The 24,739-nt window shown below is 65.7% G+C and carries 24 protein-coding genes; 14 read left to right on the forward strand and 10 right to left on the reverse strand.

What is annotated here, in order from left to right:
* Positions 1–3: 3 nt before the first annotated feature.
* Positions 4–1,236 carry an FAD-binding oxidoreductase gene (locus XH96_RS21535; RefSeq protein ID WP_194387562.1) on the forward strand — a complete coding sequence of 411 codons (1,233 nt, stop codon included), beginning with the start codon at positions 4–6 and terminating at the stop codon, positions 1,234–1,236.
* On the opposite strand, the gene XH96_RS21540 is transcribed toward XH96_RS21535, so the two are convergent.
* The 4 genes from XH96_RS21540 to XH96_RS21555 all read right to left on the reverse strand — a co-directional run bounded on the left by XH96_RS21540 (position 1,233) and on the right by XH96_RS21555 (position 6,766).
* A complete protein-coding gene (locus tag XH96_RS21540) occupies positions 1,233–3,317 on the reverse strand; it encodes a tetratricopeptide repeat protein (protein ID WP_194387563.1) in 2,085 nt (694 codons plus the stop codon). The genes XH96_RS21535 and XH96_RS21540 overlap by 4 nt on opposite strands.
* 194 nt (positions 3,318–3,511) lie before the next feature.
* Positions 3,512–4,846, reverse strand: coding sequence for a dicarboxylate/amino acid:cation symporter (locus XH96_RS21545; protein WP_194387564.1), 1,335 nt, complete (start codon positions 4,844–4,846; stop codon positions 3,512–3,514).
* A gap of 82 nt (positions 4,847–4,928) precedes the next feature.
* Positions 4,929–5,486: a biotin transporter BioY gene (locus XH96_RS21550; protein WP_194394208.1), complete on the reverse strand. Its 558-nt coding sequence runs from the start codon at positions 5,484–5,486 to the stop codon at positions 4,929–4,931.
* A gap of 92 nt (positions 5,487–5,578) precedes the next feature.
* Positions 5,579–6,766, reverse strand: a complete 1,188-nt coding sequence (locus tag XH96_RS21555) for a pyridoxal phosphate-dependent aminotransferase (RefSeq protein WP_194387565.1) — start codon at positions 6,764–6,766, stop codon at positions 5,579–5,581.
* A gap of 191 nt (positions 6,767–6,957) precedes the next feature.
* Between XH96_RS21555 and XH96_RS21560 the strand changes: the two genes are divergently transcribed.
* The 10 genes from XH96_RS21560 to aat all read left to right on the forward strand — a co-directional run bounded on the left by XH96_RS21560 (position 6,958) and on the right by aat (position 16,889).
* Entirely contained in the window at positions 6,958–8,358 is a 1,401-nt protein-coding gene (locus tag XH96_RS21560) for a M48 family metalloprotease (RefSeq protein ID WP_194387566.1), read from the forward strand.
* Between the two features lie 98 nt (positions 8,359–8,456).
* On the forward strand, positions 8,457–9,224 hold the full coding sequence (locus XH96_RS21565) for a DsbA family protein (RefSeq protein WP_194387567.1): 768 nt from the start codon (positions 8,457–8,459) through the stop codon (positions 9,222–9,224).
* Positions 9,225–9,447: 223 nt separating this feature from the next.
* Complete coding sequence (locus XH96_RS21570) at positions 9,448–10,320, forward strand: DUF1236 domain-containing protein (protein ID WP_194387568.1); 873 nt, start codon at positions 9,448–9,450, stop codon at positions 10,318–10,320.
* Positions 10,321–10,544: 224 nt separating this feature from the next.
* On the forward strand, positions 10,545–11,012 hold the full coding sequence (aroQ, locus tag XH96_RS21575; protein WP_194387569.1) for a type II 3-dehydroquinate dehydratase: 468 nt from the start codon (positions 10,545–10,547) through the stop codon (positions 11,010–11,012).
* 35 nt (positions 11,013–11,047) lie between these two features.
* A complete protein-coding gene (gene accB / locus XH96_RS21580) occupies positions 11,048–11,536 on the forward strand; it encodes an acetyl-CoA carboxylase biotin carboxyl carrier protein (RefSeq protein ID WP_028177212.1) in 489 nt (162 codons plus the stop codon).
* An 83-nt stretch (positions 11,537–11,619) separates the two neighbouring features.
* The gene (gene accC, locus XH96_RS21585) at positions 11,620–12,978 is read left to right on the forward strand and encodes an acetyl-CoA carboxylase biotin carboxylase subunit (RefSeq protein ID WP_194387570.1); all 1,359 of its coding nucleotides are present in this window, start codon (positions 11,620–11,622) and stop codon (positions 12,976–12,978) included.
* 105 nt (positions 12,979–13,083) lie between these two features.
* Positions 13,084–14,610 (forward strand): CHASE3 domain-containing protein, encoded by a 1,527-nt coding sequence (locus tag XH96_RS21590; RefSeq protein WP_194387571.1) that lies wholly within the window; start codon positions 13,084–13,086, stop codon positions 14,608–14,610.
* Positions 14,607–15,047 (forward strand): response regulator, encoded by a 441-nt coding sequence (locus XH96_RS21595; RefSeq protein ID WP_028177209.1) that lies wholly within the window; start codon positions 14,607–14,609, stop codon positions 15,045–15,047. The genes XH96_RS21590 and XH96_RS21595 overlap by 4 nt, the downstream gene beginning before the upstream one ends.
* A complete protein-coding gene (locus XH96_RS21600) occupies positions 15,044–16,147 on the forward strand; it encodes a sensor histidine kinase (RefSeq protein ID WP_194387572.1) in 1,104 nt (367 codons plus the stop codon). The genes XH96_RS21595 and XH96_RS21600 overlap by 4 nt, the downstream gene beginning before the upstream one ends.
* 61 nt (positions 16,148–16,208) lie before the next feature.
* The gene (gene aat, locus XH96_RS21605; protein WP_194387573.1) at positions 16,209–16,889 is read left to right on the forward strand and encodes a leucyl/phenylalanyl-tRNA--protein transferase; all 681 of its coding nucleotides are present in this window, start codon (positions 16,209–16,211) and stop codon (positions 16,887–16,889) included.
* A gap of 19 nt (positions 16,890–16,908) precedes the next feature.
* On the opposite strand, the gene XH96_RS21610 is transcribed toward aat, so the two are convergent.
* Positions 16,909–17,931, reverse strand: coding sequence for a DUF2155 domain-containing protein (locus XH96_RS21610; protein WP_194387574.1), 1,023 nt, complete (start codon positions 17,929–17,931; stop codon positions 16,909–16,911).
* Between the two features lie 201 nt (positions 17,932–18,132).
* Here XH96_RS21610 and XH96_RS21615 point away from each other — a divergent pair, with 201 nt between their 5' ends.
* The 3 genes from XH96_RS21615 to XH96_RS21625 are packed head-to-tail and all read left to right on the forward strand — an operon-like array spanning position 18,133 to position 20,431.
* Positions 18,133–19,080 carry an alpha/beta hydrolase gene (locus tag XH96_RS21615; protein ID WP_194387575.1) on the forward strand — a complete coding sequence of 316 codons (948 nt, stop codon included), beginning with the start codon at positions 18,133–18,135 and terminating at the stop codon, positions 19,078–19,080.
* Positions 19,081–19,090: 10 nt separating this feature from the next.
* Entirely contained in the window at positions 19,091–20,149 is a 1,059-nt protein-coding gene (locus XH96_RS21620; RefSeq protein WP_246789704.1) for a Na+-dependent transporter, read from the forward strand.
* A 27-nt stretch (positions 20,150–20,176) separates the two neighbouring features.
* Positions 20,177–20,431 carry a PepSY domain-containing protein gene (locus tag XH96_RS21625; protein WP_131868455.1) on the forward strand — a complete coding sequence of 85 codons (255 nt, stop codon included), beginning with the start codon at positions 20,177–20,179 and terminating at the stop codon, positions 20,429–20,431.
* A gap of 103 nt (positions 20,432–20,534) precedes the next feature.
* Here XH96_RS21625 and XH96_RS21630 read toward each other — a convergent pair whose 3' ends face one another.
* The 5 genes from XH96_RS21630 to XH96_RS21650 form a co-directional block, all read right to left on the reverse strand.
* On the reverse strand, positions 20,535–20,864 hold the full coding sequence (locus XH96_RS21630) for a cytochrome c (RefSeq protein ID WP_194387576.1): 330 nt from the start codon (positions 20,862–20,864) through the stop codon (positions 20,535–20,537).
* Positions 20,865–20,874: 10 nt separating this feature from the next.
* Positions 20,875–22,116 carry a molybdopterin-dependent oxidoreductase gene (locus XH96_RS21635; RefSeq protein WP_210337754.1) on the reverse strand — a complete coding sequence of 414 codons (1,242 nt, stop codon included), beginning with the start codon at positions 22,114–22,116 and terminating at the stop codon, positions 20,875–20,877.
* Positions 22,117–22,161: 45 nt separating this feature from the next.
* On the reverse strand, positions 22,162–22,389 hold the full coding sequence (locus XH96_RS21640; RefSeq protein ID WP_194387577.1) for a hypothetical protein: 228 nt from the start codon (positions 22,387–22,389) through the stop codon (positions 22,162–22,164).
* A gap of 213 nt (positions 22,390–22,602) precedes the next feature.
* A complete protein-coding gene (locus XH96_RS21645; RefSeq protein ID WP_194387578.1) occupies positions 22,603–23,493 on the reverse strand; it encodes a LysR family transcriptional regulator in 891 nt (296 codons plus the stop codon).
* Between the two features lie 2 nt (positions 23,494–23,495).
* Positions 23,496–24,554 carry a YeiH family protein gene (locus XH96_RS21650; protein WP_194387579.1) on the reverse strand — a complete coding sequence of 353 codons (1,059 nt, stop codon included), beginning with the start codon at positions 24,552–24,554 and terminating at the stop codon, positions 23,496–23,498.
* Positions 24,555–24,739 lie beyond the last annotated feature (185 nt).

Consider the following 24,739-nt stretch of genomic DNA (forward strand, 5'->3'; position numbering starts at 1 on the left):
TCGATGCGACGTGCAATAGTTCTCGGCGGCGGCATGGTCGGTGTGAGCGCGGCGCTGCACCTGCAGCAGCGCGGTTGGTCCGTCACGCTCGTCGACCGCAGGGAGCCGGGCCGCGAGACCAGCTACGGCAATGCCGGAATGATCCAGGCGGAAGCGGTGCGCCCCTATCCCATGCCGCGCGACCTCGCCTCGCTCTTGAAGATCGCGACCGGCCGCACCAACGACGTGCGCTACAGCCTCTCGTCCCTCCATCTCCACATCGAGCCCCTGCTCCGCTACTGGTGGCATTCGGCGCCGAAGCGGCATCGCGAGGCGATCGAGGCCTGGGCACGGCTGATCGCCTACGCGACGGCCGAGCACGACATCCTGATCCGCGAGGCGCATGCCGACAATCTCATCCGCCGTGCCGGCTACCGAGCGCTGTTTCGCGACCGCGCTTCACTGGATCTCTCGATCAAGGCCGCGGAAGAGGACCAGCGCGAATTCGGCGTGAACTTTCGCGTGCTGTCGGGCAGCGAACTTGCCAAGGCCGAGCCGATCCTGCGCGACGATCTCCCCGGCGCGATCCATTGGCTCGACACCTGGACCGTGTCGGATCCCGGCGCACTGGTCACCGCCTATGCCGACTTGTTCGAGCGCCTCGGCGGCACGATTGTGCTCGGTGATGCGCAGTCGCTGCAGCAGACCGCGACCGGCTGGTCGGTCGACACCGACAGCGGACGCCTCGATGCGCCCGACGCCGTCGTGACGCTCGGGCCGTGGTCGCCCGACCTCCTCCACAAATTCGGCTATCGCATCCCGCTGGTGCGCAAGCGCGGCTACCACATGCATTACAGCGGCGGCGCGTCGCTCGACCTGCCGCTGATCGACAAGTCCGGCGGCTACGCCATGGGTCCGATGGCCAAGGGCATTCGCATCACGACGGGAGCGGAGCTGACGGGGCCGGATGCGCTGGCAACGCCGGTGCAGCTCGCCAGCGCCGAAGCCTCGGCACGCGAGCTGATCGACCTCGGCAAGCGGGTCGAGCCGGACCCGTGGTTCGGCACTCGGCCCTGCACGCCCGACATGCTCCCGGTGCTCGGCCGCGCCCCGCGCCACCCCGGCCTCTGGATGAACTTCGGCCATGGTCATCAGGGCTTTACGCTGGGACCCGCGACCGGCCGCCTGCTCGCCGAGATCATGAGCGGCGAGACGCCGGCGGTCGATCCCACGCCATACCGGCCTGAGCGGTTCTAACTCCCTGCTTTCGCGGCGAGGACTGCGAGCGCGGCCGACAGGCGCATCAGCGGGTCGTCCCATTCGCGCGGCCTGCGCTGGCGGAACAGCCGCATGGTCGGATACCAGGGAGTGTCCTCGCGATCGCGCAGCCAGCGCCAGTCGAGCGCGTAAGGCGTGAGCATCCACACCGGACGGCCGAGCGCGCCGGCAAGATGCGCGACCGACGTGTCGACGGCGATGACGAGATCAAGCGACGCGACGGCCGCCGCCGTATCGGCGAAATCGCCGAGGGCGGGGGCAAGATCGACGATATCGCGGTTGAGAGCCGCGAGGACCGGACCATCGTCGGGGCGAGGCTCCTTTTGCAGGCTGTAGAGCTGCACGCCCGGCATCACCAGGCGCGGCAGCACGGCCTCGGCCGATAGCGAGCGCTGCCGGTCGCCCTTGTGCCTGATATTCCCAGCCCAGGCCACGCCGACCTTCAGGGCCGTCACGTCGGCGAGCGCAGCCCGCCAGCGCAGAAGTCTTGCGGGATCGACATGCAGATACGGAACGTCTGCCGGAATGGTGTCGAGCGTGGTGCCGAACACACGCGGCAGACTCATCAGCGGCAGTTGCAGGTCGAACGCCGGCAGCGGTTCGCCGCGCGGGATCACGGTTACATCGGGCAGCAATCGCAGCAGGGAGGCGAGTGCGGGCTGCACCTGGAGGACGGTATTTCCGCCCCTCGCCGTCACCATCGGCAGATAGCGCACGAAATGCAGGGCGTCGCCGAGCCCGTATTCGGCGAACAGCAGCAATGTGCGACCATCGAGCGGCTCCCCCTGCCATTCCGGCCCGCTGAATGTGGGGTCACCATCCGAGAGCGACTTGGATTTGCGCCGCCACCGATACGCTTCGAAGCCATTGGCGAAGTCACCGTTCATCAGCAGGAAGTGTGCGTGATTGTACTGGGCGAGCGGCTGCTCTGGATCGAGCGCAACCGCATGGCGCGAGACCGCGAGCGCCTCGTCGATCTCTCCGGCGTTGCGCAGCGCAACCGCCAGATTGGCATGGCCCTTGGCATAGCCGGGATCGGCGGCAACCGCACAGCGATGGGCAGCAACCGCGTCGGCGACGCGCTCCTGCTTTTCGAAGACGATGCCGAGATTGGTATAGGCCGGCGCGTGATCGGGCTTGAGCAACAGAGCGTGCTCACAGGATGCGATCGCGTCGTCGAGCGCGCCGAGCTCGGAGTAGCAGGCGCCGAGATTGGTTGCGATCACATGGTCCGCCGGATCGAGCGAAAACGTTCGTCTGTAGACCTCGGCGGCCTCGCGCAGCTGGCCATCCTCGTGCAGGAGGAGGCCGAGCAGGCGCAGCGCCGCTATGTTGTCCGGCCCCAGCGCGACGGCGCGGCGGTACTGCTCGATGGCGTCCCCGAGCAATCCCTGCCGATAGAGCGCCGCGCCAAGATTGCAGAGCAGCCCCGGATCATCCGGATCGGCGTCAAGGGCGCGACGATAGGCGGCCGCCGCCTCGCCCGGCCTGCCCTGGTCCGAAAGGACGTCGCCGAGATTGAGCCAGACGCCGCGATAAGCGGGATCGCGCGCAATCAGCGCGCGATAGGTCTCTTCGGCTTCGGCCAGTCGTCCCTGCTCGGCCAGCGCGACGCCGAGGTTGAAACACGCCCGCGTCAGATGCGCATCGAGCACAATCGCACGGCGATAGGCGACCTCGGCCTCGCCGAAACGCGCGAGCTCGCCGAGCGCCACGCCAAGCTTGTTGTGAAGGCCGGCGTCGTCCGGGCGCCGGCGGAGCGCCCGCTCGAACGCGGCCACGGCGCCCTCATGCTCGCCCTTCACCGCCAGCGCATCGCCCAGCGTGACCAGCGCCGGCGCGTGGTCGGGATCGATGTCGAAGAGGCGGCCAAGCAGCGCGGCGCCGTCGGCGGCGCGATCCGTAACGAAGGCGGCGACGGCGGCCAGATGCAGCGCCGGGACGTGATCCGGCTCAGCCCTCAGGACCTTCGCGCACAAGGCATCCGCCTGCTCCGGCCGGCCCGCCGCAAAATGCTCCGCCGCCTGCACCAAGATCGGATTCGCAGCCGCATTGCCCACGATAGCCCCACCCTTTCGAGATCCGAGATGCAGGTTGAACGCGCGAGGTCGAAAATTCCGTCAGTCCGCGCGCACGGCGCAATATCGAAATCGCCGGAGCCAGCGCCCAAAGAAAAAGGGCTGATCGAGGATATCGACCAGCCCAGTTACTTCAGGACCTGACGGCGCATGCGCCGCCGCAGGCGATCGCCGGGTCAGTCCGTCGTGATCGCCGTCTCCATGTCGGTCGGATCGATCTGCTTGGCGAGGTTGGCGTTGAGCTTGTCGCGGTCGAGCTCGCCTTCCCACCATGCCACGATCACGCAGGCGACGCCGTTGCCGCACAGATTGGTCAGCGCGCGGCACTCGCTCATGAACTTGTCGATGCCGAGCACGATCGCCATGCCCGGCACGAGGCGTGGATCGACCACGGCGAGCGTCGCCGCCAGCGTGATGAAACCCGCGCCGGTGATGCCGGAGGCGCCCTTCGAGGTCAGCATCGCCACGACCAGGATCGTGAGCTGCTGGCCGAAGGAAAGTTCGACGCCGAGCGCCTGCGCGATGAACAGGGTCGCCAGCGTCATGTAGATGTTGGTGCCGTCGAGGTTGAACGAGTAGCCCGTGGGCACCACGAGGCCGACCACCGACTTCGAGCAGCCGAGCCGCTCCAGCTTCTCCATGAGGGACGGCAGCGCGCTTTCCGAGGACGAGGTGCCGAGCACGATCAGCAGCTCGTCCTTGATGTAGGCCAGGAACTTGAAGATCGAGAAGCCGGCCATGCGCGCGATGAGGCCGAGCACGACGAACACGAACAGCGCCGCGGTGACATAGAACGTGGCGATGAGACCGAGCAGGTTGAGGATGGCGCCGGTGCCGAACTTGCCGATCGTATAGGCCATCGCACCGAACGCACCAATCGGCGCCGCGCGCATGACGATCGAAATGACACCGAACACCGCGTGCGCAGCATCGTCGATGAAGCTGCGAATCGTATGGCCGCGCTCGCCGAGGCTCATCAAAGCAAAGCCGAACAGCACCGCAAACAGCAGCACCTGCAGGATTTCGCCTTGCGCGAAGGCGCCGACCACCGTGTCGGGAATGATGTGCAGCACGAAGTCGACGGACCTCTGGCCGGCCGCCTGCTTGGCGTAGCCTGCGACGGCCGCCTCGTTCGCCGCCGCATTTCCGAAGCCGGAGCCCGGCTTGACGAGATTGCCGACGATGAGACCGATCACCAGCGCGAAGGTCGAGACGACCTCGAAATAGACCAGCGCCTTGACGCCGATGCGGCCGACCTTCTTGGCGTCCTGGATGTGGGCGATGCCGGAGACGACGGTGCAGAAGATGATCGGGGCGATCACCATCTTGATCAGCTTGATGAAGCCGTCGCCGAGCGCCTTGATCCATTCGTTGGTGGCGACCTGCGGCCACAGCCAGCCGACGATGGCACCGAGCACGATCGCGATCAGCACCTGGACGTAGAGGACCTTGTACCACGGCTTGGCGACGGGCGGCGCGACCGGCGCTCCCGCCATCGTTGTCGTCGTCATGGGTTCACTCCCCCTCAAAACACCAGGCCAGCCAAGATCAACTTGGCCGGCCCTGTCAATTGGAACTGCTGGTTGTAGCGCGTTACCCGCGGCGCTCGACGATCCGGCGCGCCGCCGGCATCAGGGCCGCGCCGAGCGCATTCTTGACCAGTGAGGCCGCAATGAACGGCGCGATGCCGACCTGCCAGGCCTTGGCGGCGCCGAGACCCAGGCCAAAAGCCAGCCAGCCGAAGCCGGCGGCCAGAATGGCGATATGGCCAACGGCCATCGCCGCAAACAGCAGCATCACGCTGCGATCCCAGCCGCGCTCGGCGAGCCAGCCGGTCACGAAGGCAGCCAGCACGAAACCGAACAGATAGCCCGCGGTCGGGCCGACCAGCGGCGCAATCCCACCCACGGGACCGGCGAACACCGGCAGCCCCATCGCACCCTCGGCGAGGTAGGCAATCATGGTTGCGCTGCCAAGCCGCCAGCCATAGGCGGCGCCGATCATCAGCACAACCAGCGTCTGCAGCGTCATCGGCACATACGGCAGCGGCAGGTTCACCTTGGCCGACAGCGCCATCAACGCGGTGCCGAGTGCAATCAGCACGACGGCAGGCAGCGCGCCGACGGCTTCGCCCGGCCGGGTCGGCCACATCAAAGCGGCGAGAGAAGAATGCGGTGCGGCGGCTGAAGGGGCGGAACGGTCTGACAAGTTGAACTCCGGAAGGCTGAAGAAAACTGGCGCAGTTATTTAAGCCACTCAGCAATCCGGTCAACTGCCTCTCGCATCTCATCGGGCGAGCGGGCATAGGAAAACCGTATGAATGAACGGCCGTGGATGGGATCGAAATCGACGCCGGGCGTTGCCGCCACGCGCGCCTGCTCCAGCATTTGCTTGGCGAACTCGAAGCTGTCCGAGGTGAAATCCGAGACGTCGGCGTAGAGATAGAAGGCGCCGTCTGCGGGCAGGAATCTCGTCAGTCCGGCCTTGGGCAATCCATCGATCAGGATACGCCGGTTTTCCTGATAGCCGTGCTTGATTTCCTCCATCTCGGCGGCGCCGTCGAAGGCAGCCTCTGCCGCGATCTGCGACAGCGACGGCACCGAGATCGAGAGGTTCTGTTGGAGCCGCTCGATCGGCCGCACCAGGATCTCGGGCACGACCATCCAGCCAACGCGCCAGCCCGTCATGCAAAAATACTTCGAGAACGAGTTGATCACGAGTGCGTGCTCGGACAGCGCCGCTGCCGTCACGGCTGGAAACGCGTAATCGAGCCCGTGATAGATCTCATCCGAGATGAAGCGGATGCCGGCGTCTTCCGCGGCCGCGATGAGGCCGGCGAGCGCTTCGCTGGACATCATCGTGCCCGTCGGATTGGCGGGGCTGCCGACCAGCACTCCCTTCAGCGGCGCCTTGCGATGGGCGGCGATGAGCGCCTCACCGGTCAGCGCGTGGCGCGTCTCGTTCGTGGTTTCGATCAGCACCGGCTCGCAGCCGAGCGCGGTGAGGATATGACGGTACGGTGGATAGCCCGGCACGGTCACGGCGACGCGATCGCCGGGCTCGAACATCGACAGGAAAGCCAAGATGAAGCCGCCGGAGGAGCCTGTGGTCACCACGATCCGTTCGGGGCTGACGTCGCAGCCATAGGTGTCGCGATAATGGCGCGCGATGCGCTCGCGCAGACCGGGGATGCCGAGCGCGGAGGTATAATCGATCCGCCCGGCCTCCAGCGCCGCATGGGCGGCGGCGATCGCGGTCCTGGGCGCGCCGGCCGCGGGCTGGCCGACCTCCATATGGATGACATGTCCGCCGGCGGCCTCGATTCGGGCCGCCGCCGCCATGACGTCCATCACCATGAACGGGGGAACATCGCTGCGGCGGGAGGGCTCGAGCCACTGCCCCAACCGGTTCCTCAAGGTCGCATCGTGCATCGATTTCTGCTATTCGCTGGCGGACCGGATCCGTCCGGTCCGGAAAACAGGGCCCTTGCGCCCCAGACTGGCCGCATTGTACGGCTCATAAAGGGCACGGCTCACAAGGGGCATATCGCGGATCCGGTCTGCCGCCAATCACCAAACCAATCACGAAACTGCTGACCAAGACCGTTTGACCAGACCGCTCGATGTTGCTCAGGATCGCATTGCGCCAGAAGGCCTCCGCTCTCACCGCCCTCGTCACGGCCGCGGCCATCGCGCTGACGCCGTTCTCGGTCGCGCGGGCACAGGCCAAAGGGCCGCCGGTGCTGCGCGACACCGAGACCGAGCAGCTGCTGCGCGAATACACCCGTCCGATCCTGCGCGTCGCGGGTCTGGAGAAGCAGAACATCCAGATGGTGATCATCAACGACGGCTCGTTCAACGCGTTCGTCGCGGACGGCCGCCGCATCTTCGTCAACTGGGGCGCGATCCTCCAGTCGGAGACGCCGAACCAGATCATCGGCGTGCTCGCGCACGAGACCGGACATCTGGCCGGCGGCCACCTGTCCAAGCTGCGCGAGCAGCTCGCCACGGCCCAGACCCAGATGATCATCGCGATGCTGCTCGGCGCCGGCGCAATCGCCGCCGGCAGCACCCGCAGCTCGAGCGCCGGCAACAACGGGCTGGCCAATGCCGGCGCGGCTGCGATCGCCGCTCCGCAGGAGATGATCCGCCGTACGCTGCTATCCTACCAGCGCCAGCAGGAGGAGAACGCCGACCGCGCCGGCGTGAAATTCCTGACTGCGACCCAGCAATCGCCGAAGGGCATGTACGAGACCTTCAAGCGCTTCACCAGCGAGAGCCTGTTCGCTTCGCGCGGCGCCGATCCCTATCTCCAGTCGCATCCGATGCCGGCCGAGCGCGTCGCCGCGCTCCAGGAATTCGCGGGCACCAGCCCATACTGGAACAAGAAGGACGATCCCGCGCTTCAGCTCCGGCACGACATGGTCCGCGCCAAGATATCAGCCTTCATGGAGCGGCCGGAGACGGTGTACCGCCGCTATCCCCAGACCAACGACAGCCTGCCGGCGCGCTATGCCCGCGCCATCAGCACCTATCTGCACGGGGATTTGCGCAGCGCGCTCACTCAGATCGACGCGCTGATCCAGGTTCAGCCGAACAACCCCTACTTCTACGAGGTGCGCGGCCAAGCGCTTTTGGAGAGCGGCAAGCCGGCGGAGGCGATCGCTCCCCTGCGCAAGGCAGCGCAGCTCTCGAACAACGCCCCCCTCATCGAGATGTTACTTGGGCAGGCTCTGGTTGGAACCGATAATAAAGCCTACACCGACGATGCCGTTCGGATTCTCCGCGCTGCGGTGGCCCGAGAGCCCGAGGCGGCGCTCGGTTATACCCAGCTCGCAATGGCCTATGGCCGGAAGGGAGACTACGCCGAGGCCGATCTCGCCTCGGCCCAGGCCGCTTACTTGCGCGGCGACAACAAGACCGCCCGCGAGCTTGCAACGCGCGCGAAAACCCGTTTCGCCATCGGCACGCCCGGATGGGTCAAGGCCGACGACATCGTGGCGGCGAAGCCGCCGCGCAACTGACGCAACTCGAACGACGCCCGATACCACGACGTCACGACACCGAGCTTAAGTCCGCCGGGACGTTTATCGAAACCTGCTTTGGATAAGAGGATTTACCTATGCCTTCGCTGCGCCTGCTTGCTCCCGCATTGTTCGCGCTCGCCATGTTCGGCGCAGCCGTGCCCGCGTCGGCCGACAGCTTCTCCGATGCCCAGCGCACCGACATCGAGACCATCATCAAGAACTACCTCGTCAGCCATCCCGAGGTGCTCGAGGAGGCCATGGCCGAGCTCAGCAAGCGTCAGGCCGCGGCCGAAACGCAGAAGCACGAGGCCAGCATCGCGCAGAACGCCGATGCCATCTTCAACTCGCCGCGCCAGGTCGTGCTCGGCAACAAGGACGGCGACGTCACCTTCGTCGAGTTCTTCGACTACAATTGCGGCTACTGCAAACGCGCGATGGACGACATGCTCACTCTCATGAAGAGCGATCCGAAGCTGAAGGTCGTGCTGAAGGAGTTTCCGGTGCTGAGCCAGGGTTCGGTCGAAGCGGCCCAGGTCGCAGTCGCAGTGCGCATGCAGGATCCCTCGGGCAAGAAGTATCTCGACTTCCACCAGAGACTGCTCGGCGGCCGGGGCGCTGCGGACAAGGCGCGCGCAATTCAGGCGGCGAAGGAAGCCGGCCTCGACACCGCTCGAATCGAGAAGGACATCGCCAGCCCCGAGGTGCGCGCCACCATCGAGGAGAACTTCAAGCTTGCCGAAGCGATGGGCATGAACGGCACGCCGAGCTACGTCATCGGCAAGCAGATCGTGATCGGCGCTGTCGGCGTCGAAGGCCTCAGGGAAAAGATCGGCATCGCCCGCTGCGGCAAGGCAACGTGCTAGAGGCGACTTGCTGATCGCGCCGTTCGCAACTCGTGCACGCAAAAGGGCCGGCTGAAGAGCCGGCCTTTTTTTCGCGCGCCCAACATTGGCGTCTTCGTGCAAAGTCATTCATCCAGCGTTCAACAAACAAATGCCGCGGAACAGTCGAAGTTCCGGAACAACTCAAATCTCCTTTCGTTGTCGGCGCGGGCAATGACGCAGGAAACACGTGAGGAGAATTTCGATGTTGAACCGCTTTATGATCTCGGTTGCCGCAGTTGCACTCGTCGCGGGGACCGGTTTGGCAAACGCACAGGGCAGCATGGGCCGCGACAGCGGTGGCGGCGCCGGTGGCTCGCAGCAGATGCAGCACTCGCAGCCCTCCGGCGGCGCCGCAGAGCGCGGCGGCTCGATGGGGCGCGATTCCATGAGCCATGACAAGGGCACCGTCGGCCAAGCCGGCGGCTCCAGCACGATGAAGTCCGATCGCGCCTCGGAAGACAAGTCCGGTGCGATGAAGGACGAGCGCCCGGGCGGCGCCATGAACAAGAACGCGGCTGAGGACAAGGCCGGTGGCACCAAGGGCCAGCGCACCGATGATCGCGCGCAGGGCCAGATGGACAAGTCCCAGCAGGACAAGTCCAAGAGCATGAGCCAGGACACCAGCAAGTCCGGCAGCAAGGACCAGAAGGACATGAAGGCTGAGGGCAGCAAGAGCGGCACCTCGACCAACAACGCCGAGAACCGGCCGGGCACCGGCACGACCACCAACCAGAATGCTCAGGGCCAGACCGGCACCAGCACGACCCAGAATGCTCAGGGCCAGAGCTCGACCACGGTCGGCCAGGCCGGCGCCGCTGCCAAGCTTTCGACCGAGCAGCGGACGCAGATCACGTCGGTGATCCGCGAGCAGCGCGTCGCTCCGGTGACGAACGTGAACTTCTCGATCTCGGTCGGCACCCGCATCCCGCGCGAGGGCATTACGCTGCACACCCTGCCGTCGCGGGTGGTGACCATTTATCCGGAGTGGCGGACCTACAGGTACGTCCTGGTCCGCGATGAGATCGTGATCATCAATCCGGACACCTACGAGATCGTGGCGGTCCTGAACGCTTGAGGCAGGATACCGGCAACCTTGGGGCGGGCAGCGATGCCCGCCCCTTTGCATTCGGCCCGCAGCCATGCTTCGGACTGGTTAACAAGCAATTTCCGTAGTTTCCGCACAGGTTTTTGCGCACTGGATGAGGTGCTTGAACCCGCCCCTGAGGCCCTTCGAGGCTTCCCCTCACGCGCTTTGTTACCTATAACCCGCCACGCCGAAGCACCTCTTCCGGGATTGGAATGGCCGAACCTGCAACCGACACGATCCTCGTCCTGAACGGGCCGAACCTCAACATGCTGGGGACGCGCGAGCCCGAAAAGTACGGTCATGCGACGCTGGCCGACGTCGAGGGGCTGTGCCGGGAGACAGCGGCGACCTTCGGCCTGACGGCCGACTGCCGGCAGTCCAACCGCGAAGGCGAGCTGATCGACTTCATCCATGAGGCGCACCGGCGCAAGATGAAGGGCATCGTCATCAATGCCGGCGGCTATTCCCACACCTCCATCGCGCTGCACGACGCACTGCTCGCGGTGCAGATCCCGACGGTCGAGGTGCACGTGACCAACATCCATGCCCGCGAGAGCTTTCGTCACCATTCCTACACCGCACGCGCGGCCTTCGCCTCGCTCTGCGGTTTCGGCATCGAGGGCTACCGCCTCGCCATTCAGGGCCTTGCCGCCAAGCTCGGCATCAAGCCCAACGCCTGACGCTCCCTTCCAACAGAACATTCGGATCAAACAACATGGCGCGCCAGCCAGACGACAAAGCAGCCGCAAAGTTTTCCAGCGAGGATTCGGCGCTCATCCGCGAGCTTGCCTTGCTGCTCGATGAGACCAGCCTGACCGAGATCGAGATCGAGCGGGCGGGGCTGCGCCTGCGCGTCGCCCGCAATATCAGCGTGGCCGCGACCATGCCGCTGCCGGTGGCAGCCGCTCCTGCGGCCATGACGGCGGCTGCAAGCGCGACCGCCACTGCCGCTTCCGATCTGTCGAAGCATCCCGGCGCCGTGACCTCGCCGATGGTCGGCACCGCCTATTGGGCGCCGGAGCCGGGCGCCAAGCCGTTCATCGAGGTCGGCACCAAGGTCTCGGTCGGCCAGACGCTGCTGATCATCGAAGCCATGAAGACGATGAACCAGATCCCTTCGCCGCGCGCCGGCACGGTGACGCAGATCCTGGTCGAGGATGGTCAGCCGGTCGAGTACGGCGAGCCGCTCGTCATCATCGAGTAAACGCGAATGGGGAGTGGCGAATAGCGAATGGTTTCACCTTTCCCTACTCGCTATTCGCCACTCGCCATTCGCTGCGGGACAACATGTTCGACAAGATCCTCATAGCCAATCGCGGCGAGATCGCCCTTCGCATCCTCAGGGCCTGCAAGGAGCTCGGGATCGCGACCGTCGCGGTGCACTCCACGGCCGACGCCGACGCCATGCATGTGCGGCTGTCGGACGAGAGCGTCTGCATCGGGCCGCCGTCGTCCAAGGACAGCTATCTCAACGTGCCCGCGCTGCTCGCGGCCTGCGAAATCACGGGCGCCGACGCCGTGCATCCCGGTTACGGCTTCCTCTCCGAGAACGCGCGTTTTGCGGAAATTCTCGCTGAGCACAATCTGCATTTCATCGGCCCGAAGGCCGAGCACATCCGCCTGATGGGCGACAAGATCGAGGCCAAGAAGACGGCGAAGCGCCTCGGCATTCCCGTGGTGCCCGGCTCCGATGGCGCGGTCGGCCCCGACGACGACGCGATGACGATCGCCAGGAAGATCGGCTTCCCGGTGCTGGTGAAGGCGGCGGCCGGCGGTGGCGGCCGCGGCATGAAGGTCGCGCACAGCGAGGCCGACCTCCAGCTGGCGCTGTCGACGGCGGCCAACGAGGCCAGGTCCGCCTTTGGCGATGCGTCCGTCTATCTGGAAAAATATCTCCAGAAGCCGCGCCACATCGAGATCCAGATCCTCGGCGACGGCCGCGGCGGCGCGATCCATCTCGGCGAGCGCGACTGCTCGCTGCAGCGCCGGCACCAGAAGGTGTGGGAGGAAGGCCCCTCACCCGTGCTCTCCGCCGCGGCGCGGGCCAGGATCGGCGAGACCTGCGCCAAAGCGATGCGCGAGATGAAATATCTCGGTGTCGGCACCATCGAGTTCCTGTTCGAGGACGGCGAGTTCTACTTCATCGAGATGAACACCCGCATCCAGGTCGAGCATCCCGTCACCGAGAGCATCACCGACATCGACCTCGTGCTGGAGCAGATCCGCATCGCCGCCGGCGGCGACCTGCCCGCCAGGCAGGACGAAATCCAGGTCATCGGCCACGCGATCGAGTGCCGCATCAATGCCGAGAACCCGCAGACTTTCCGCCCCTCGCCCGGCCGGATCCAGCAATATCATCCGCCCGGCGGCCTCGGGGTCCGGATCGATTCCGCCGTCTATCAGGGCTACACGATCCCGCCTTATTACGATTCGCTCGTCGGCAAGCTGATCGTGCACGGCAAGACCCGCGCCGAATGCCTGATGCGGCTGCGCCGGGCGCTGGACGAGATGGTGGTCGAAGGCATCGAGACCACGCTGCCGCTGTTCCGGGCGCTGGTGCGCGAAGACGACATTATCAACGGCGACTACCACATCCATTGGCTGGAGCAGTACCTCGCCGGCAAGCCGGAACCCGAAGCGAGTTAGTCCTCCTCTTGTGGAACCCTTTGGCCCCAATCGCGTTCTGGACGGTTGGGGCTAGTTCCAAAGGGGGCGTCTTGAATTCCATTGAACGCAGACAGGTGAATCGCCGTGACGGCTGAAGGCCAGCGACGGCGCACATTCTGGCAGATCCTGCTGTTCGCGGCGGGCCTTTTGGTGCTGACCGTGATCAGCGCCGGCTCCGTCTATCTCGTCAACAAGGCGCGGGAAGACAGCAAATGGGTGGTTCACACCATCGAGGTGGAGAACCAGGTCAACGCCCTGCTGCTAGAAGTCCGGCGCGCCGAGAGCGGCGCTCGCGGCTATCTCCTGACACAGGATGAGAATTTCAGGGTCGACCATGAAAAGGCCGTGGCGGCAATCATCCCCGCCCTCGACAAGCTGACGCGCCTGAGCGGCGACAATCCAGCGCAACGCCAGAACGTCGAGAAGCTGAGCGCGGCTATCGAAATCCGCCTCGGCCAGTTCGCGCAGGAAATGGTGTTCATCCGGCAGGGCCAGCCGGACAAGGCCGTGGCACTGGTGCGCGAGGCCGCGGCCCAGGACACCACGACGAGGATCACCACCGTCGCGAATGCGATGATCCAGGAGGAGGAGCGCCTGTTCCGCCTCCGCACTGCCAATTCCGACCGCAGCCAGACCCTCGCCGCGTCGATGACCGGCATCGGCTCCGGCCTCGTGGTGGTGCTGGCGATGCTCTCGATCTGGCTGGTGCGGCGGTCGGCCCGCGCCCGGGACGAAGCCGAAGCACGCCTGCGCGACGCCAACGTCAATCTGGAGGCCGTCGTCGACGAACGCACGGCAGACCTGCGTGAAGCCAACGACGAGATCCAGCGCTTTGCCTACATCGTCAGCCACGATCTGCGCTCGCCGCTCGTCAACATCATGGGCTTCACCAGCGAACTCGAGGAGCTCGGCGGCGACATCTTCCGCCGCATCAGCAGCCTCGCTCATGTCTCTGCGGAGGGAGCACCGCTGGCCCCCGCCGGGCCGGGCGAGATCGCGCTCGAGGGCGCCGACAAGCAGCTCTCGGAGGATTTTTCCGAAGCGCTCGCCTTTATCAAGACCTCGATCGCCAAGATGGACCGGCTGATCTCGGCCATCCTCAACCTCACGCGCGAGGGCCGGCGCGAATTCCAGCCGGTGAAGATCGACACGCGCGAGCTGATCGAGGCCATCGTCTCGACGCTGGCGCACCAGGCGGCCGAGGCGCAGGCCGAGATCCACCTCGAGCCCCTGCCAGACCTCGTGAGCGACCGCCTCGCCCTCGAGCAGATCTTCTCGAACCTGATCGACAATGCGATCAAGTATCTTAAGCCCGGCATGCCCGGTGAGATCAGAATCCGCGGGCGCACCAAGCTCGGCTACGCTATCTTCGAGATCAGCGACAACGGCCGCGGGATCGATCCGAAGGATCACCAGCGGATATTCGACCTGTTCCGCCGCGCGGGAACCCAGGACAAGCCCGGCCAGGGCATCGGTCTTGCGCATGTCCGTGCACTTGTGCGTCGCCTCGGCGGCACCATGTCGGTATCATCGGAACTGAACGCAGGCAGCACCTTCACGATCACGCTGCCGATCGCCTGGAATGTGAGCAACCGGAACACAGATCGATGACCCAGCCTGTCACCATCATCATGATCGAGGACGACGAGGGCCACGCCCGCCTGATCGAGCGCAATATCCGCCGCTCCGGCGTCAACAACGAGATCGTCTCCTTCCAGAACGGCACGGACGCGATGATGCACCTGTTTGGTGCAGATCGCTCCGGACTGGTCCAGAAGGGCAATGCGCTCTTGATCCTGCTCGATCTCAACCTCCCCGACATGACCGGGATCGACATCCTGAAGCAGATCAAGGAGAACAAATATCTGAAGGCCTCGCCCGTGGTGGTGCTGACCACCACCGACGATTCCCAGGAAATCAAGCGCTGCTACGAGCTCGGCTGCAACGTCTACATCACCAAGCCGGTCAATTACGAGAATTTCGCCAATGCCATCCGGCAGCTCGGGCTGTTCTTCTCGGTCATCCAGGTCCCGCCCGCCGCCACATGAACCAGCCCCCGCCGACACTGCTCTACATCGACGACGACGACGCGCTGGCGCGCCTTGTCGACCGCGGCCTGACGCGGCGCGGCTACAGGGTCGTTCACGCCGCGAGCGGCGAGGAAGGTCTCGAGCGCATCCGCCGCGCCGGGGCCGAAGGCGGCATCGATGTCGTTGCACTCGATCAGTACATGCCGGGCCTCGACGGGCTGGAGACGCTCGAGCAGATCATGGCGATCCCGGACGCACCGCCGGTCGTATTCGTCACCGCCTCGCAGGATTCCAGCATCGCGGTCACGGCGCTGAAGGCGGGTGCGGCCGACTATCTGGTGAAGGACGTCCAGGGCGACTTCATCCCGCTCCTCCACGTCGCCGCCGAAGGCGCGCTGCGCCAGGCCGCGCTGCAGAGGGCGCGCGAGGAAGCCGAAGCCGAGATCCATGCCTCGCGCGACCGCTACGCGGCGCTTGCCGCCGAACGCGAGCTCCTGCTGCGCGAGGTCAACCACCGTGTCGGCAATTCGCTCCAGATCATCGCCTCGTTGCTGCACCTTCAGGCGAGCTCCGCCGCGCAGGACGAGGTCAAGGCGGCACTGACCAATGCGATGGGCCGCGTCGCCGCGGTCGCGCAGGTGCACCGCCGCCTCTACACCTCGCAAGACCTCAAAAGCGTGGTCCTGAACCAGTATCTGGACTCGCTGCTCGAAGATCTCCGCCGCTCGGCCGAAGGCAACCGGATGTCGCGCCTGACGCTGAAGGCCGAGCCGATCGAGATCGATCCGGACCGCGCGGTCGCCGTCGGCATCATCGTCAACGAGCTGGTGATGAACGCGGTGAAATACGCCTATCCCGACGGCGCCGGCCCGATCCATGTCGAGCTGGTCTCGGAGGGCGACGACCTCCTGCTCTCGATCAGCGACGATGGCGTCGGCGACAACGTCAAGGCCGATCCGCGCTCCACCGGCATGGGCCAGCGCATCGTCGCCGCCATGGCCTCCAAGCTCGATGCCTCGGTCGAGCGCGATCCCGCGCATTCCGGAACCCGGATCGTGCTGAAGTTCGGCCGCGTGCCCGCAGCCCCCGGCAAGACCAGCACCGCCGCCGCGAGCTGAGCTCGCGCCGGGTTGCGCCACCCATCGCAACCGCATTGCGATCCTGCTATGATGGCAAACCATGACTTCGCGCGACTCCGCCCCGTCTGAAATCACGCCGGCCGTGCTGCTGCGCGCTTATGCCTGCGGCATCTTCCCGATGGCGGAAAGCGCCGATGATCCGACCCTGTTCTGGGTCGAGCCGGAATTGCGCGGCGTCATCCCGCTCGACGGTTTTCGCGTCACCTCGCGGCTCGCACGCACCGTTCGGTCCGACGCCTTTCGCGTGACCGTCAACACCGCCTTCAAGGCGACGATCGCCGGCTGCGCCGCGCCGCAGGCCGGACGCGAGGACACCTGGATCAACAAGCGCATCCGCGACCTCTATGGCGGCCTCTTCGAGCTCGGCCATTGCCACAGCGTCGAAGCCTGGCAGGGCGACGACCTCGTCGGCGGACTGTACGGCGTGAGCCTCGGACGGGCCTTCTTCGGCGAGAGCATGTTCCACACCGCGCGCGATGCCTCGAAGGTCGCGCTGGTGCATCTGGTCGCGCGGCTCATCTATGGCGGCTTCGAGTTGCTCGACACCCAATATGTCACCGAGCATCTGAAGAGCTTCGGCGCGGTCGAGATTTCGCGGCGACGCTATACCGCGCTGCTCGACAGGGCGCTGGCGGGCGAACCCGGCGACTTCCTGAGGCTCTCCGACGGCGAAGCGATCCCCGGCGCACGCGCGCTCGAGATCATCGCCTCGCGGCAATGATCGACAGCCTGGCTCGATCTTAGCGGCCGAATCCGGGGATACCGAACAGACCTGGCCGCTGCTCCGGCGGCGGCGGTGGCAGTGCCGGTTGCTGCTGCGGCGGTGGCGGCAAGGGCTGCGGCGGACGCTGCTGCACGGCCTGCTTGGGCGCAGCCTTCTTCTGCGCCGGCGGCGGAGCTGCCGGCTTGGTCGCAGGATCCGGTGCCGCGGTCGCAATGGTCTGCTGCGGCTCTTTGCAGTCGGTCAGCCAGATGTCGTAGATCGGATGCTCGACGCCGTGCAGGCCCGGGCTTGCCGCATACATCCAGCCCGAGAAGATGCGCTTCACCTCGCCCTGCAAGGTGATCTCGTCGACCTCGACGAAGGCGTCGGTGTTGGCGGCCTCCGTCGCCGGCCGCGTATAGCAGGCGTCGGTCTTGACCCTGAGCGCGCCGAACTGGACGGTCTCGCCGATCTCCTCGTCGAAATTGATGATGCGCCCGGTGATCTTGTCGAGGCCCGAGAAGGTCGCCTTCTTGTTCACGATCTTCTGGGCCGGGGGCTCGGTCACGACCTCATCGCCCGGCTGGAGGCTTGCCGGGGTCTGCGGGACCGAACCCGGCGCACCCTTCTGCTGGGGCTGGCGCTGACCAGGGACACCTTGCGGGCTGGGCGGCGCGATCGCCGTGGACGGCAGCTGGTTTGGCGGCGCCACGGTCGAACCGGGCGGCGGCGCCAGCGGCTGGCTCTCGACCGGCCCCGGCATCACGTTACCTTGGCGGCCCGGCGGTGGCGCCATCGGCCGCGACGGCAGCACGCGGCCCTGCGGCGGCAGCTCCGGTACCTCTTCGTCGTCCTCGGGGACCTGCGGCTGCGGCTGGCCGCGCGGAATGCTGCCGGGCGGCCGCAGCGGCGGCGGATCCGAAAAGATCGTGCCGATCTGCGCCTGGGCCGGTGTCGCGACGGTCAGCGCGGTGGCGGCCAGCAGTGCCGCAAGGCCTGTCAGGGAAAAGGTTTTGAACATCTCGCGCGGCTTCAACAGCGAATCGGGCTCGTTGGACATTTTATAGAGGATACCGCCGCTCGCAGGCCTCCGGTTAACACGGGGAATACGGCGGGGGAAGGGCGGCATCCCTGCCCTTCCCGGCGCGGTCTGGCCAGGCCAGCTCCCGGATGGGATAGTCACGAGCCCTCCCAGGGCCGAACGCGGGCGTTGCCCCGAAAATACCATCCAACGATAACCGGAAACTCCAAGGTCCCCTTCATGCCCGTTGTGCTCGATCCGGACGCCATCGCCGTCTACAAGGCCTTCCAGGAGGCCGGCCGCCCCGCCTACGAGACCCTGACCGCGGACGAAGCACGCGCCTATTATTCGCAGGCGCGGTTTGCCACCAATCCTGACGCGCCGGAGATCGCGCGCGTCGCACCGCTGGCGATCCCGGCACCGCACGGGACGATCCCGGCCCGCCTCTACGTGCCCAAGGAACCGCGCCAGCACGACGGCCTGTCTCCGGCGCTGGTGTTCTTCCATGGCGGCGGCTGGGTGATCGGCGATCTCGACTCCCACGACGTCGTCTGCCGCCAGCTCGCGGCCGAGGGCGCGCTGATCGTGATCTCGATCGACTACCGCCTCGCGCCCGAGCACAAGTTTCCTGCCGCCGCCGATGACGCGATCGCCGCGACCAAATGGATCGCCGCGCATGCGCGCAATCTCGGCGTCGACGCCTCGCGCCTGTCGATCGGCGGCGACAGCGCCGGCGGCAATCTCGCCGCGGTCGTGGCGCTCGCCGCGCGTGATGCTGGCGGCCCCGCGCTCGCGGGTCAGGTGTTGATCTATCCGGCGACCGATTTCGCCATGACGCACGGCTCCCACAGCGAGCCCGAGACCAGCGTGCTGCTGACCCATTCGGTGATCCGCTGGTTCCGCGACCACTACCTCAATGGCGCCGCCGACATCCACGACTGGCGCGCCTCGCCGGCGCGCGCGCAGAACCTTGCCGGCCTGCCCCCCGCCTACGTGTTGACCGCCGGCGCCGATCCCTTGCGCGACGAGGGCGACGAATATGCCGAGCGCCTCAGGCAGGCCGGCGTACCCGTGACCTACAAGCACTTCCCCGGCCAGTTCCACGGCTTCTTCACCATGGGCAAACTGTTGCGACAGGCGAACGTCGCCGTGAGCGAGATCGGCGTCTGGTTGAAGGGATTGGGCTGACCCCTCCCGCATGCCTTCCGTTCTTCAACCCATCCTCGCTCTTCCCTTGCGCGGACTGACATGGCTCGGCAGCCAGGGCACCCGCGCGGTCGCCGCCGTCGTCTTCATCGCGGTCGCGGTGCCGCCGCTCGGCGCGCTGCTGCGCCCCTATGTCACCGAGGCGATTTTCCTTCTGCTCTGCGTCTCGTTCATGCGGGTCGATCTGGCCGCGCTCTACGGCCATCTTCGCAGGCCGGCGCTGGTCGCGACGGCCACGGCCTGGACCACGATCGGCGTGCCGCTGATCGTCGGATTGATCGCCCATGCAACGGGACTGACGAGCCACTCGCCCGGCCTTGCTCTCGCGCTGATGCTGCAGGGCATGGCCTCGCCGATGATGGCCGCGCCGGCACTCGCCGCGCTGATGGGGCTCGATGCCACCCTGGTGCTGGTCACGCTGGTGACCTCGACCGCGCTCGTTCCCTTCACGGCGTCGATGTTCGCGGGCCTGTTCCTCGACGGAATGCTCAGCATCTCGCCGCTCACGCTCGGCCTGAAGCTGCTCGGCATTCTCGCCGCATCGCTGCTCGCCGCGACCGTCATCCGCTGGATCTTCGGCGCAAAGGCGATCCAGCGCCGGGAGCGGCCGATCGATGGCTTCAACATCATCATCCTGTTTGTGTTCGCGTCCGCAGTCATGGGGGATGTCGCGAGCGAGCTGGTGAGCCAGCCGGTGTTCACCATCGGCCTCGCGCTGCTGTCCTTCGCGATCTATTTCTCGCTGCTCGCGATCACCACGCTGTTGTTCCGCCGCATCGGCCATGAGCGCGCGCTTGCACTCGGGCTGATGGTGTCACAGCGTAATCTCGGCCTGATGCTGGCGGCGACGGCCGGCGCGCTGCCGCCGACCACCTGGCTCTATTTCGCGATGACCCAGTTCCCGATTCATCTTGCGCCATACATGCTGATGCCGATCGCGCGGCGCTTGACGGCACGCGCAGATGCGTCCGGCGGGGACAACAAGGCTGACGTTCACTCGTTTGCGTCGCACCGACGCAGTGGAGGAACATCAATTCATGGCCCCCGTTGAAGCCTCTCATCGAAGAGGAGGTTCGCGATGAAGTTTGCCGCAATTCTGGTTCTCGGCTCGCTCGCCGTGGGCTCGGCAGCGAGGGCCGATCAACCCGGACCCGACTGGATGCCGATGGAGCAAGTGAAAGCCAAAGTCATGGAGTCCGGCTATTCGGAGGTCACCAAGCTTGAAGCCGACGATGGCCAGTGGGAGGGCGAAGGCGTCAAGAACGGACAGAAGATGGAATTCCATGCCGACCCAAAGACCGGCGCAATCGTGCGCGAGAAGCCCGATCGATGAACACCGCCGAAGTCCGCTTCTCAGGCGGGAGATTCAGCGGTGGTCGCTTTGGAAGAATGTCCTGGTCTCTCCATTCGGCAGCGCTTGTCAGCGGCGCCGAGCCTCACTGGCCGCTTCCTTTGATCTTGGCAAGATAGTCGACGATCGCAGGCACGTCGCTGTCCTCGACGGGAGCTCCATAGACCTTGATCATCTTGTGCACCTCGGATTCCCAGGTGGACCTGGGCAAGGCCGGCTGGTTCAGCACCATGTCTGCCGAATGGCAAGCCAGGCAGTTGTTGTTGATGGCATCCGCTTCGGGTCCACCGGGAAACAGCGCGTCGCCCGCCGGAAGCTCCACGGTCGTGGAGGTGATTGCGGGGGCCGGCCACGCGGGCGTGGATGCCAGCAGAGCGGCGAACGAGGTGCCGACGACGAAGATGAGGTGACGCATGATGTTGCTCCTAGATCGCGGTGAGTTGGACCGTCTCGACGACGTTGCGCATGAAGCCGCTGGTGTTCCAGTTCGATGCTGCCGGCTGAATGTCGCCGGCGGTGTTCGTGCAGCGGACCATCAACGAATGGCCGCCCTTCGTCAGCTCTGGAATGTCCACCTGCCAGCGGCGGAAGCTGTACTTGCCGTGGTCCTCGCCAAGCGTCGCGGGTTGCCACGTCCGGCCATCATCCATCGATAGCTCGACCTTGGCGACGCCGGCATCTCCGCCGAACGCGATGCCGCGGATTGTTGCGACTGCGCCCGCCGGAAGCGATGCGCCGTCCGCGACGTTCGTGAAGAATGACCGTGGCACCATCCGGCTGATCGGAACCATCTTGACGCCGGTCTGGCCCGGCTTGATGTTGGCATGCGGCGTATCCGGGACGGTGTAGGCAGTCGCCATCCAGTAATTGTCGTCCTGGCGATCGAGAACCTCGATGTCGCTGAGCATCTTGACCCAATAGGTCGAATACCATCCCGGCACGATCAGCCGCAGCGGGAAGCCGTTGAGGAGCGGCAGTTGCTCGCCGTTCATGGCAAAGGCGATCATGACCTCGCCGTCACGGGCGTGATCGATATCGAGCGACTTGCGAAAGTCCGGTGCGTCGGGCACGACCGGCTCGTCCAGTCCGTTGAAGCGGACCTGGACTGCGCCCGGCTTGACGCCGGCGCGGTCCAGCACGTCCTTGAGCAGGACTCCCGTCCACTGCGCATTGCCCATCGCGCCATGCGCCCATTGCGCGCCGGGCACACGAGGCAGGAAGAACCCTCGCGAATTGCCCGAGCACTGGTTGACGGCGGCAAGCTCGACACGGGGCAATCTGAGCAGGTCGCCGATGGACAACGAGAGGGCTTGATTGACGTGACCGCGCACGGACAGTCTGAAGGCGTCCGCATCCACCGAGGTCGGTATCACCGCCCAGTGCCAGCGCACATAGAACTGGTCGTTGGGGGTGAACACGCCGCGGTCGAACACCTCCATCGGGGTTTCAAGCAGCGGCGGTCGCGTGCGCTGCAGGATCATGCTTCCCTTTTGCGGAAAGTCATGCGTGATCGGCCGATCACGCGGCTCGCCGGCGATCGGCAGCCGGATCGATTGATCGGCGCGGACCGATGAGCCGGCGAGCGTGAGGCCGGCAACCCCGAGGGCTTGAAGCATGGCGCGGCGGGACAATGCCGGAAAGCGTGCATGGTCGAAATGTTGGGACATCGAAGGCTCCTCAGGAATGGATTTGTGCTGGTTCAGGCCCGCGGCTCATCCGAGGATCAAGTCCGCGAGCGGATCTTCCACGGGCTGGCGAGGTTGCGCCTGCCGGATGTTCGGAAGATGCCTGTCGATCTGGCGAAGGCTTCGTTCCGGGTGAACGGCAACTCTGGGATCCGGCACGTGCACCGGGCTGCCGGCAAGCGCGGATGGCGCACCAAGCGTGCACGCGACGGCGAACAGGGCGATCGCAAGGAAGGCGCGACGCGAATGGGTCATTGTCGTTCTCCATCTCTGTATTTCCGGCACGCAATCCTCGAAGTGCCTGCCTGTGTCCAAAGAGGTAGACCTCGGCGCATCGGCAATCCAACGAGATGATCAGATCGTTCTGATCGCCGACTGCGATCGAATTCCGCAGGCGCTTGCACGCGCGCCGGCAAGACCTGGGTTCGATCGTTGCGGAATACATGCTACGGACGGGCGCAGCTCTGCCTATGATGCGGCGCCGGCAGCGATGCTGGACATCAGGGCGGCTTCCGCCTTGCTGATATGCCGCTCCTTGTGACGGAGCGCGTAGAACGAACGCTTGGCCAATTCGTCCTCGAGCCGGACCAGCCGTTTTGCGGCTATCGCCTTTTCGACCACGAGATCGGAGACGGCTGCAGCGCAGCCGCCCGCCTCGACCGCAGTCCGGATCGCCTCGTTCGAAGCCAGCTCGAGCTGCACCGTCAGGTCGGCAAGGCGCACCCCGCGCTTCTTCAGGGCTCGCTCGAACATGGCCCGCGTTCCGGAGCCCGGCTCGCGAAGAATCCACGGTGTCCTGGTCATCCAGTCGGCGGGCAGCTTCTTTTGGCTCGCCAGAGGATGCCGCGCACCCACGACGGCGACCAGCGCATCGCCGTCGACCCGGCGGGCGGACAACGCGGCGTCGTCAATGTCGCCCTCGACGAAGCCGACATCCGCCATGCCGTCGCGAACGTCGGTTGCGACCTGCTCGCTGTTGGCGATCCTGACGTTGATTTCGATGCCGGGATGGACGGCCTGAAACGCCAGCAACCTCATCGGAAGCCAATAGCTCCCGACCGTCTGGCTTGCCGCGATCACCAGTCGGCCGGCCTTGAGGCCGGCAAAATCGCGCAGGACCTGCTCGGCGGCGTGCGCACGCGCCAGCACCGCACGCGCTTCCCCGAGAAACGTGCGGCCCATATGCGTCAGAACGATGCCGCGCCCCACCCGATCGAACAGCTTGACCCCGTAGCGTCCTTCGAGCGCGGCGATTGCCGCGCTCGTGGCCGATTGTGTCAGATTCAATTCGTGGGCGGCCTGGGTGACGTGCTGCTTGTCGGCGACAGCGGCGAAGATCCGGAGCTGTTCGAGCGTCATGGTCATCCAACGAGTTTGATGAGGATCAGGCTGAAGCCTGCGATGAAGAGAAACGCGAGCCCGCCCAGCATAGCCGGACGCAGTCCCTCCGCGTACAATTTCGAGACGTCGGTCTCAAGGCCCATGGCCGCGAGCGCCATCGTGAGCAGGAACGTCGAGAGCGTGATCGTCGCGCTCCTGAGGCCCGCCGGAATGCACACGACACTGTTGAGTGCGGCTATCGCGACAAAGCCGATCGCGAACCAGGGGACGGGAGGCCTTGCCGACTTGCCGCCGGCCGGCAGCGCCGAAGCCCGGGTGACGACGCTCAGGGTCAGCACGACCGGCGCGAGCAGCATGACGCGGGCAAGCTTGGCAACAGTTGCCATTTCACCCGCCCGCTGGCTGTTCTGGAACGAGGCGGCAGCCACCTGGGCGATCTCGTGAATGGACGCGCCGCTCCAGAGGCCGTACGCGTCGGCATCGAGATGCAGGAGGCGAGGCAGCATGGGATAGACGAACATCGCAATCGAGCCGAAGACCGTGACGCACGCGATCGCATATGCGACGTCCTCGTCGGAGGCTTCGGTGACGCTGTTGGTCGCGACGACGGCTGACGCGCCGCAGATCGAGGTGCCCGCGGCGATCAGTCGAGCGAGCTTGCGTTCGACGCCCAGCGCACGCCCGGCTGCGAGCGTGAATCCGAACGTGGCAACGAGCGTGCTCGCGACGATGAGGATCCCCTTGGTGCCGACGCTGGCAAGCTGGGTCAGCGTGATCTGGAAGCCCAGGAGCACGATCGCGAGCCGAAGCAGCCGGCGCATGCTGAAGCTGATTCCAGCGCGGGCGAGAGCTGGCGTTCCGGCGAGGTTGCGCACGGCCATTCCGATCGCGATCGCCAGGATCATGGGGCTGAACGTCGCGACGGCAGGAATACTGCGCATCATGTTGGCGACCACGGCAACGGTCGCGGCCAGCGCGACGCCGGGGACGATTGCAAGGGCGGAGTCCCGATATGACAGGATGTTGTCGCGCATGACACGCGTGGCGGAGTATGGGCGCGAATTCTGAACGATGGTCATTGGCGTATCTCTGGGTATCGACGCTGGCGCAGCGAGGATCAGAGAATCCAATGAATTGATCCAACAGATTGTTTGAGTACAACCAATCGATAAAATCGATTTGTTCCGGTCTGACTACTGCAGGCCCTGGCCAGCCGATTGCGCAATGGGATGTCGCGCGCGAGCTGACATTTGCGCGATCTGAC

This window comes from Bradyrhizobium sp. CCBAU 51765 (assembly GCF_015291725.1).
Lineage (GTDB): Bacteria > Pseudomonadota > Alphaproteobacteria > Rhizobiales > Xanthobacteraceae > Bradyrhizobium > Bradyrhizobium liaoningense.

Coding starts and splice junctions, on each gene's coding strand:
- XH96_RS21535 (WP_194387562.1), top strand. CDS start 4: ATGCGACGTGCAATAGTTCTCGGCGGCGGCATGGTCGGTGTGAGCGCG.
- XH96_RS21545 (WP_194387564.1), bottom strand. CDS start 4,846: ATGACGACGACAACGATGGCGGGAGCGCCGGTCGCGCCGCCCGTCGCC.
- XH96_RS21550 (WP_194394208.1), bottom strand. CDS start 5,486: ATGTGGCCGACCCGGCCGGGCGAAGCCGTCGGCGCGCTGCCTGCCGTC.
- XH96_RS21555 (WP_194387565.1), bottom strand. CDS start 6,766: ATGCACGATGCGACCTTGAGGAACCGGTTGGGGCAGTGGCTCGAGCCC.
- XH96_RS21560 (WP_194387566.1), top strand. CDS start 6,958: ATGTTGCTCAGGATCGCATTGCGCCAGAAGGCCTCCGCTCTCACCGCC.
- XH96_RS21565 (WP_194387567.1), top strand. CDS start 8,457: ATGCCTTCGCTGCGCCTGCTTGCTCCCGCATTGTTCGCGCTCGCCATG.
- XH96_RS21570 (WP_194387568.1), top strand. CDS start 9,448: ATGTTGAACCGCTTTATGATCTCGGTTGCCGCAGTTGCACTCGTCGCG.
- aroQ (WP_194387569.1), top strand. CDS start 10,545: ATGGCCGAACCTGCAACCGACACGATCCTCGTCCTGAACGGGCCGAAC.
- accB (WP_028177212.1), top strand. CDS start 11,048: ATGGCGCGCCAGCCAGACGACAAAGCAGCCGCAAAGTTTTCCAGCGAG.
- accC (WP_194387570.1), top strand. CDS start 11,620: ATGTTCGACAAGATCCTCATAGCCAATCGCGGCGAGATCGCCCTTCGC.
- XH96_RS21595 (WP_028177209.1), top strand. CDS start 14,607: ATGACCCAGCCTGTCACCATCATCATGATCGAGGACGACGAGGGCCAC.
- XH96_RS21600 (WP_194387572.1), top strand. CDS start 15,044: ATGAACCAGCCCCCGCCGACACTGCTCTACATCGACGACGACGACGCG.
- aat (WP_194387573.1), top strand. CDS start 16,209: ATGACTTCGCGCGACTCCGCCCCGTCTGAAATCACGCCGGCCGTGCTG.
- XH96_RS21610 (WP_194387574.1), bottom strand. CDS start 17,931: ATGTCCAACGAGCCCGATTCGCTGTTGAAGCCGCGCGAGATGTTCAAA.
- XH96_RS21615 (WP_194387575.1), top strand. CDS start 18,133: ATGCCCGTTGTGCTCGATCCGGACGCCATCGCCGTCTACAAGGCCTTC.
- XH96_RS21620 (WP_246789704.1), top strand. CDS start 19,091: ATGCCTTCCGTTCTTCAACCCATCCTCGCTCTTCCCTTGCGCGGACTG.
- XH96_RS21625 (WP_131868455.1), top strand. CDS start 20,177: ATGAAGTTTGCCGCAATTCTGGTTCTCGGCTCGCTCGCCGTGGGCTCG.
- XH96_RS21630 (WP_194387576.1), bottom strand. CDS start 20,864: ATGCGTCACCTCATCTTCGTCGTCGGCACCTCGTTCGCCGCTCTGCTG.
- XH96_RS21635 (WP_210337754.1), bottom strand. CDS start 22,116: ATGTCCCAACATTTCGACCATGCACGCTTTCCGGCATTGTCCCGCCGC.
- XH96_RS21640 (WP_194387577.1), bottom strand. CDS start 22,389: ATGACCCATTCGCGTCGCGCCTTCCTTGCGATCGCCCTGTTCGCCGTC.
- XH96_RS21645 (WP_194387578.1), bottom strand. CDS start 23,493: ATGACGCTCGAACAGCTCCGGATCTTCGCCGCTGTCGCCGACAAGCAG.
- XH96_RS21650 (WP_194387579.1), bottom strand. CDS start 24,554: ATGACCATCGTTCAGAATTCGCGCCCATACTCCGCCACGCGTGTCATG.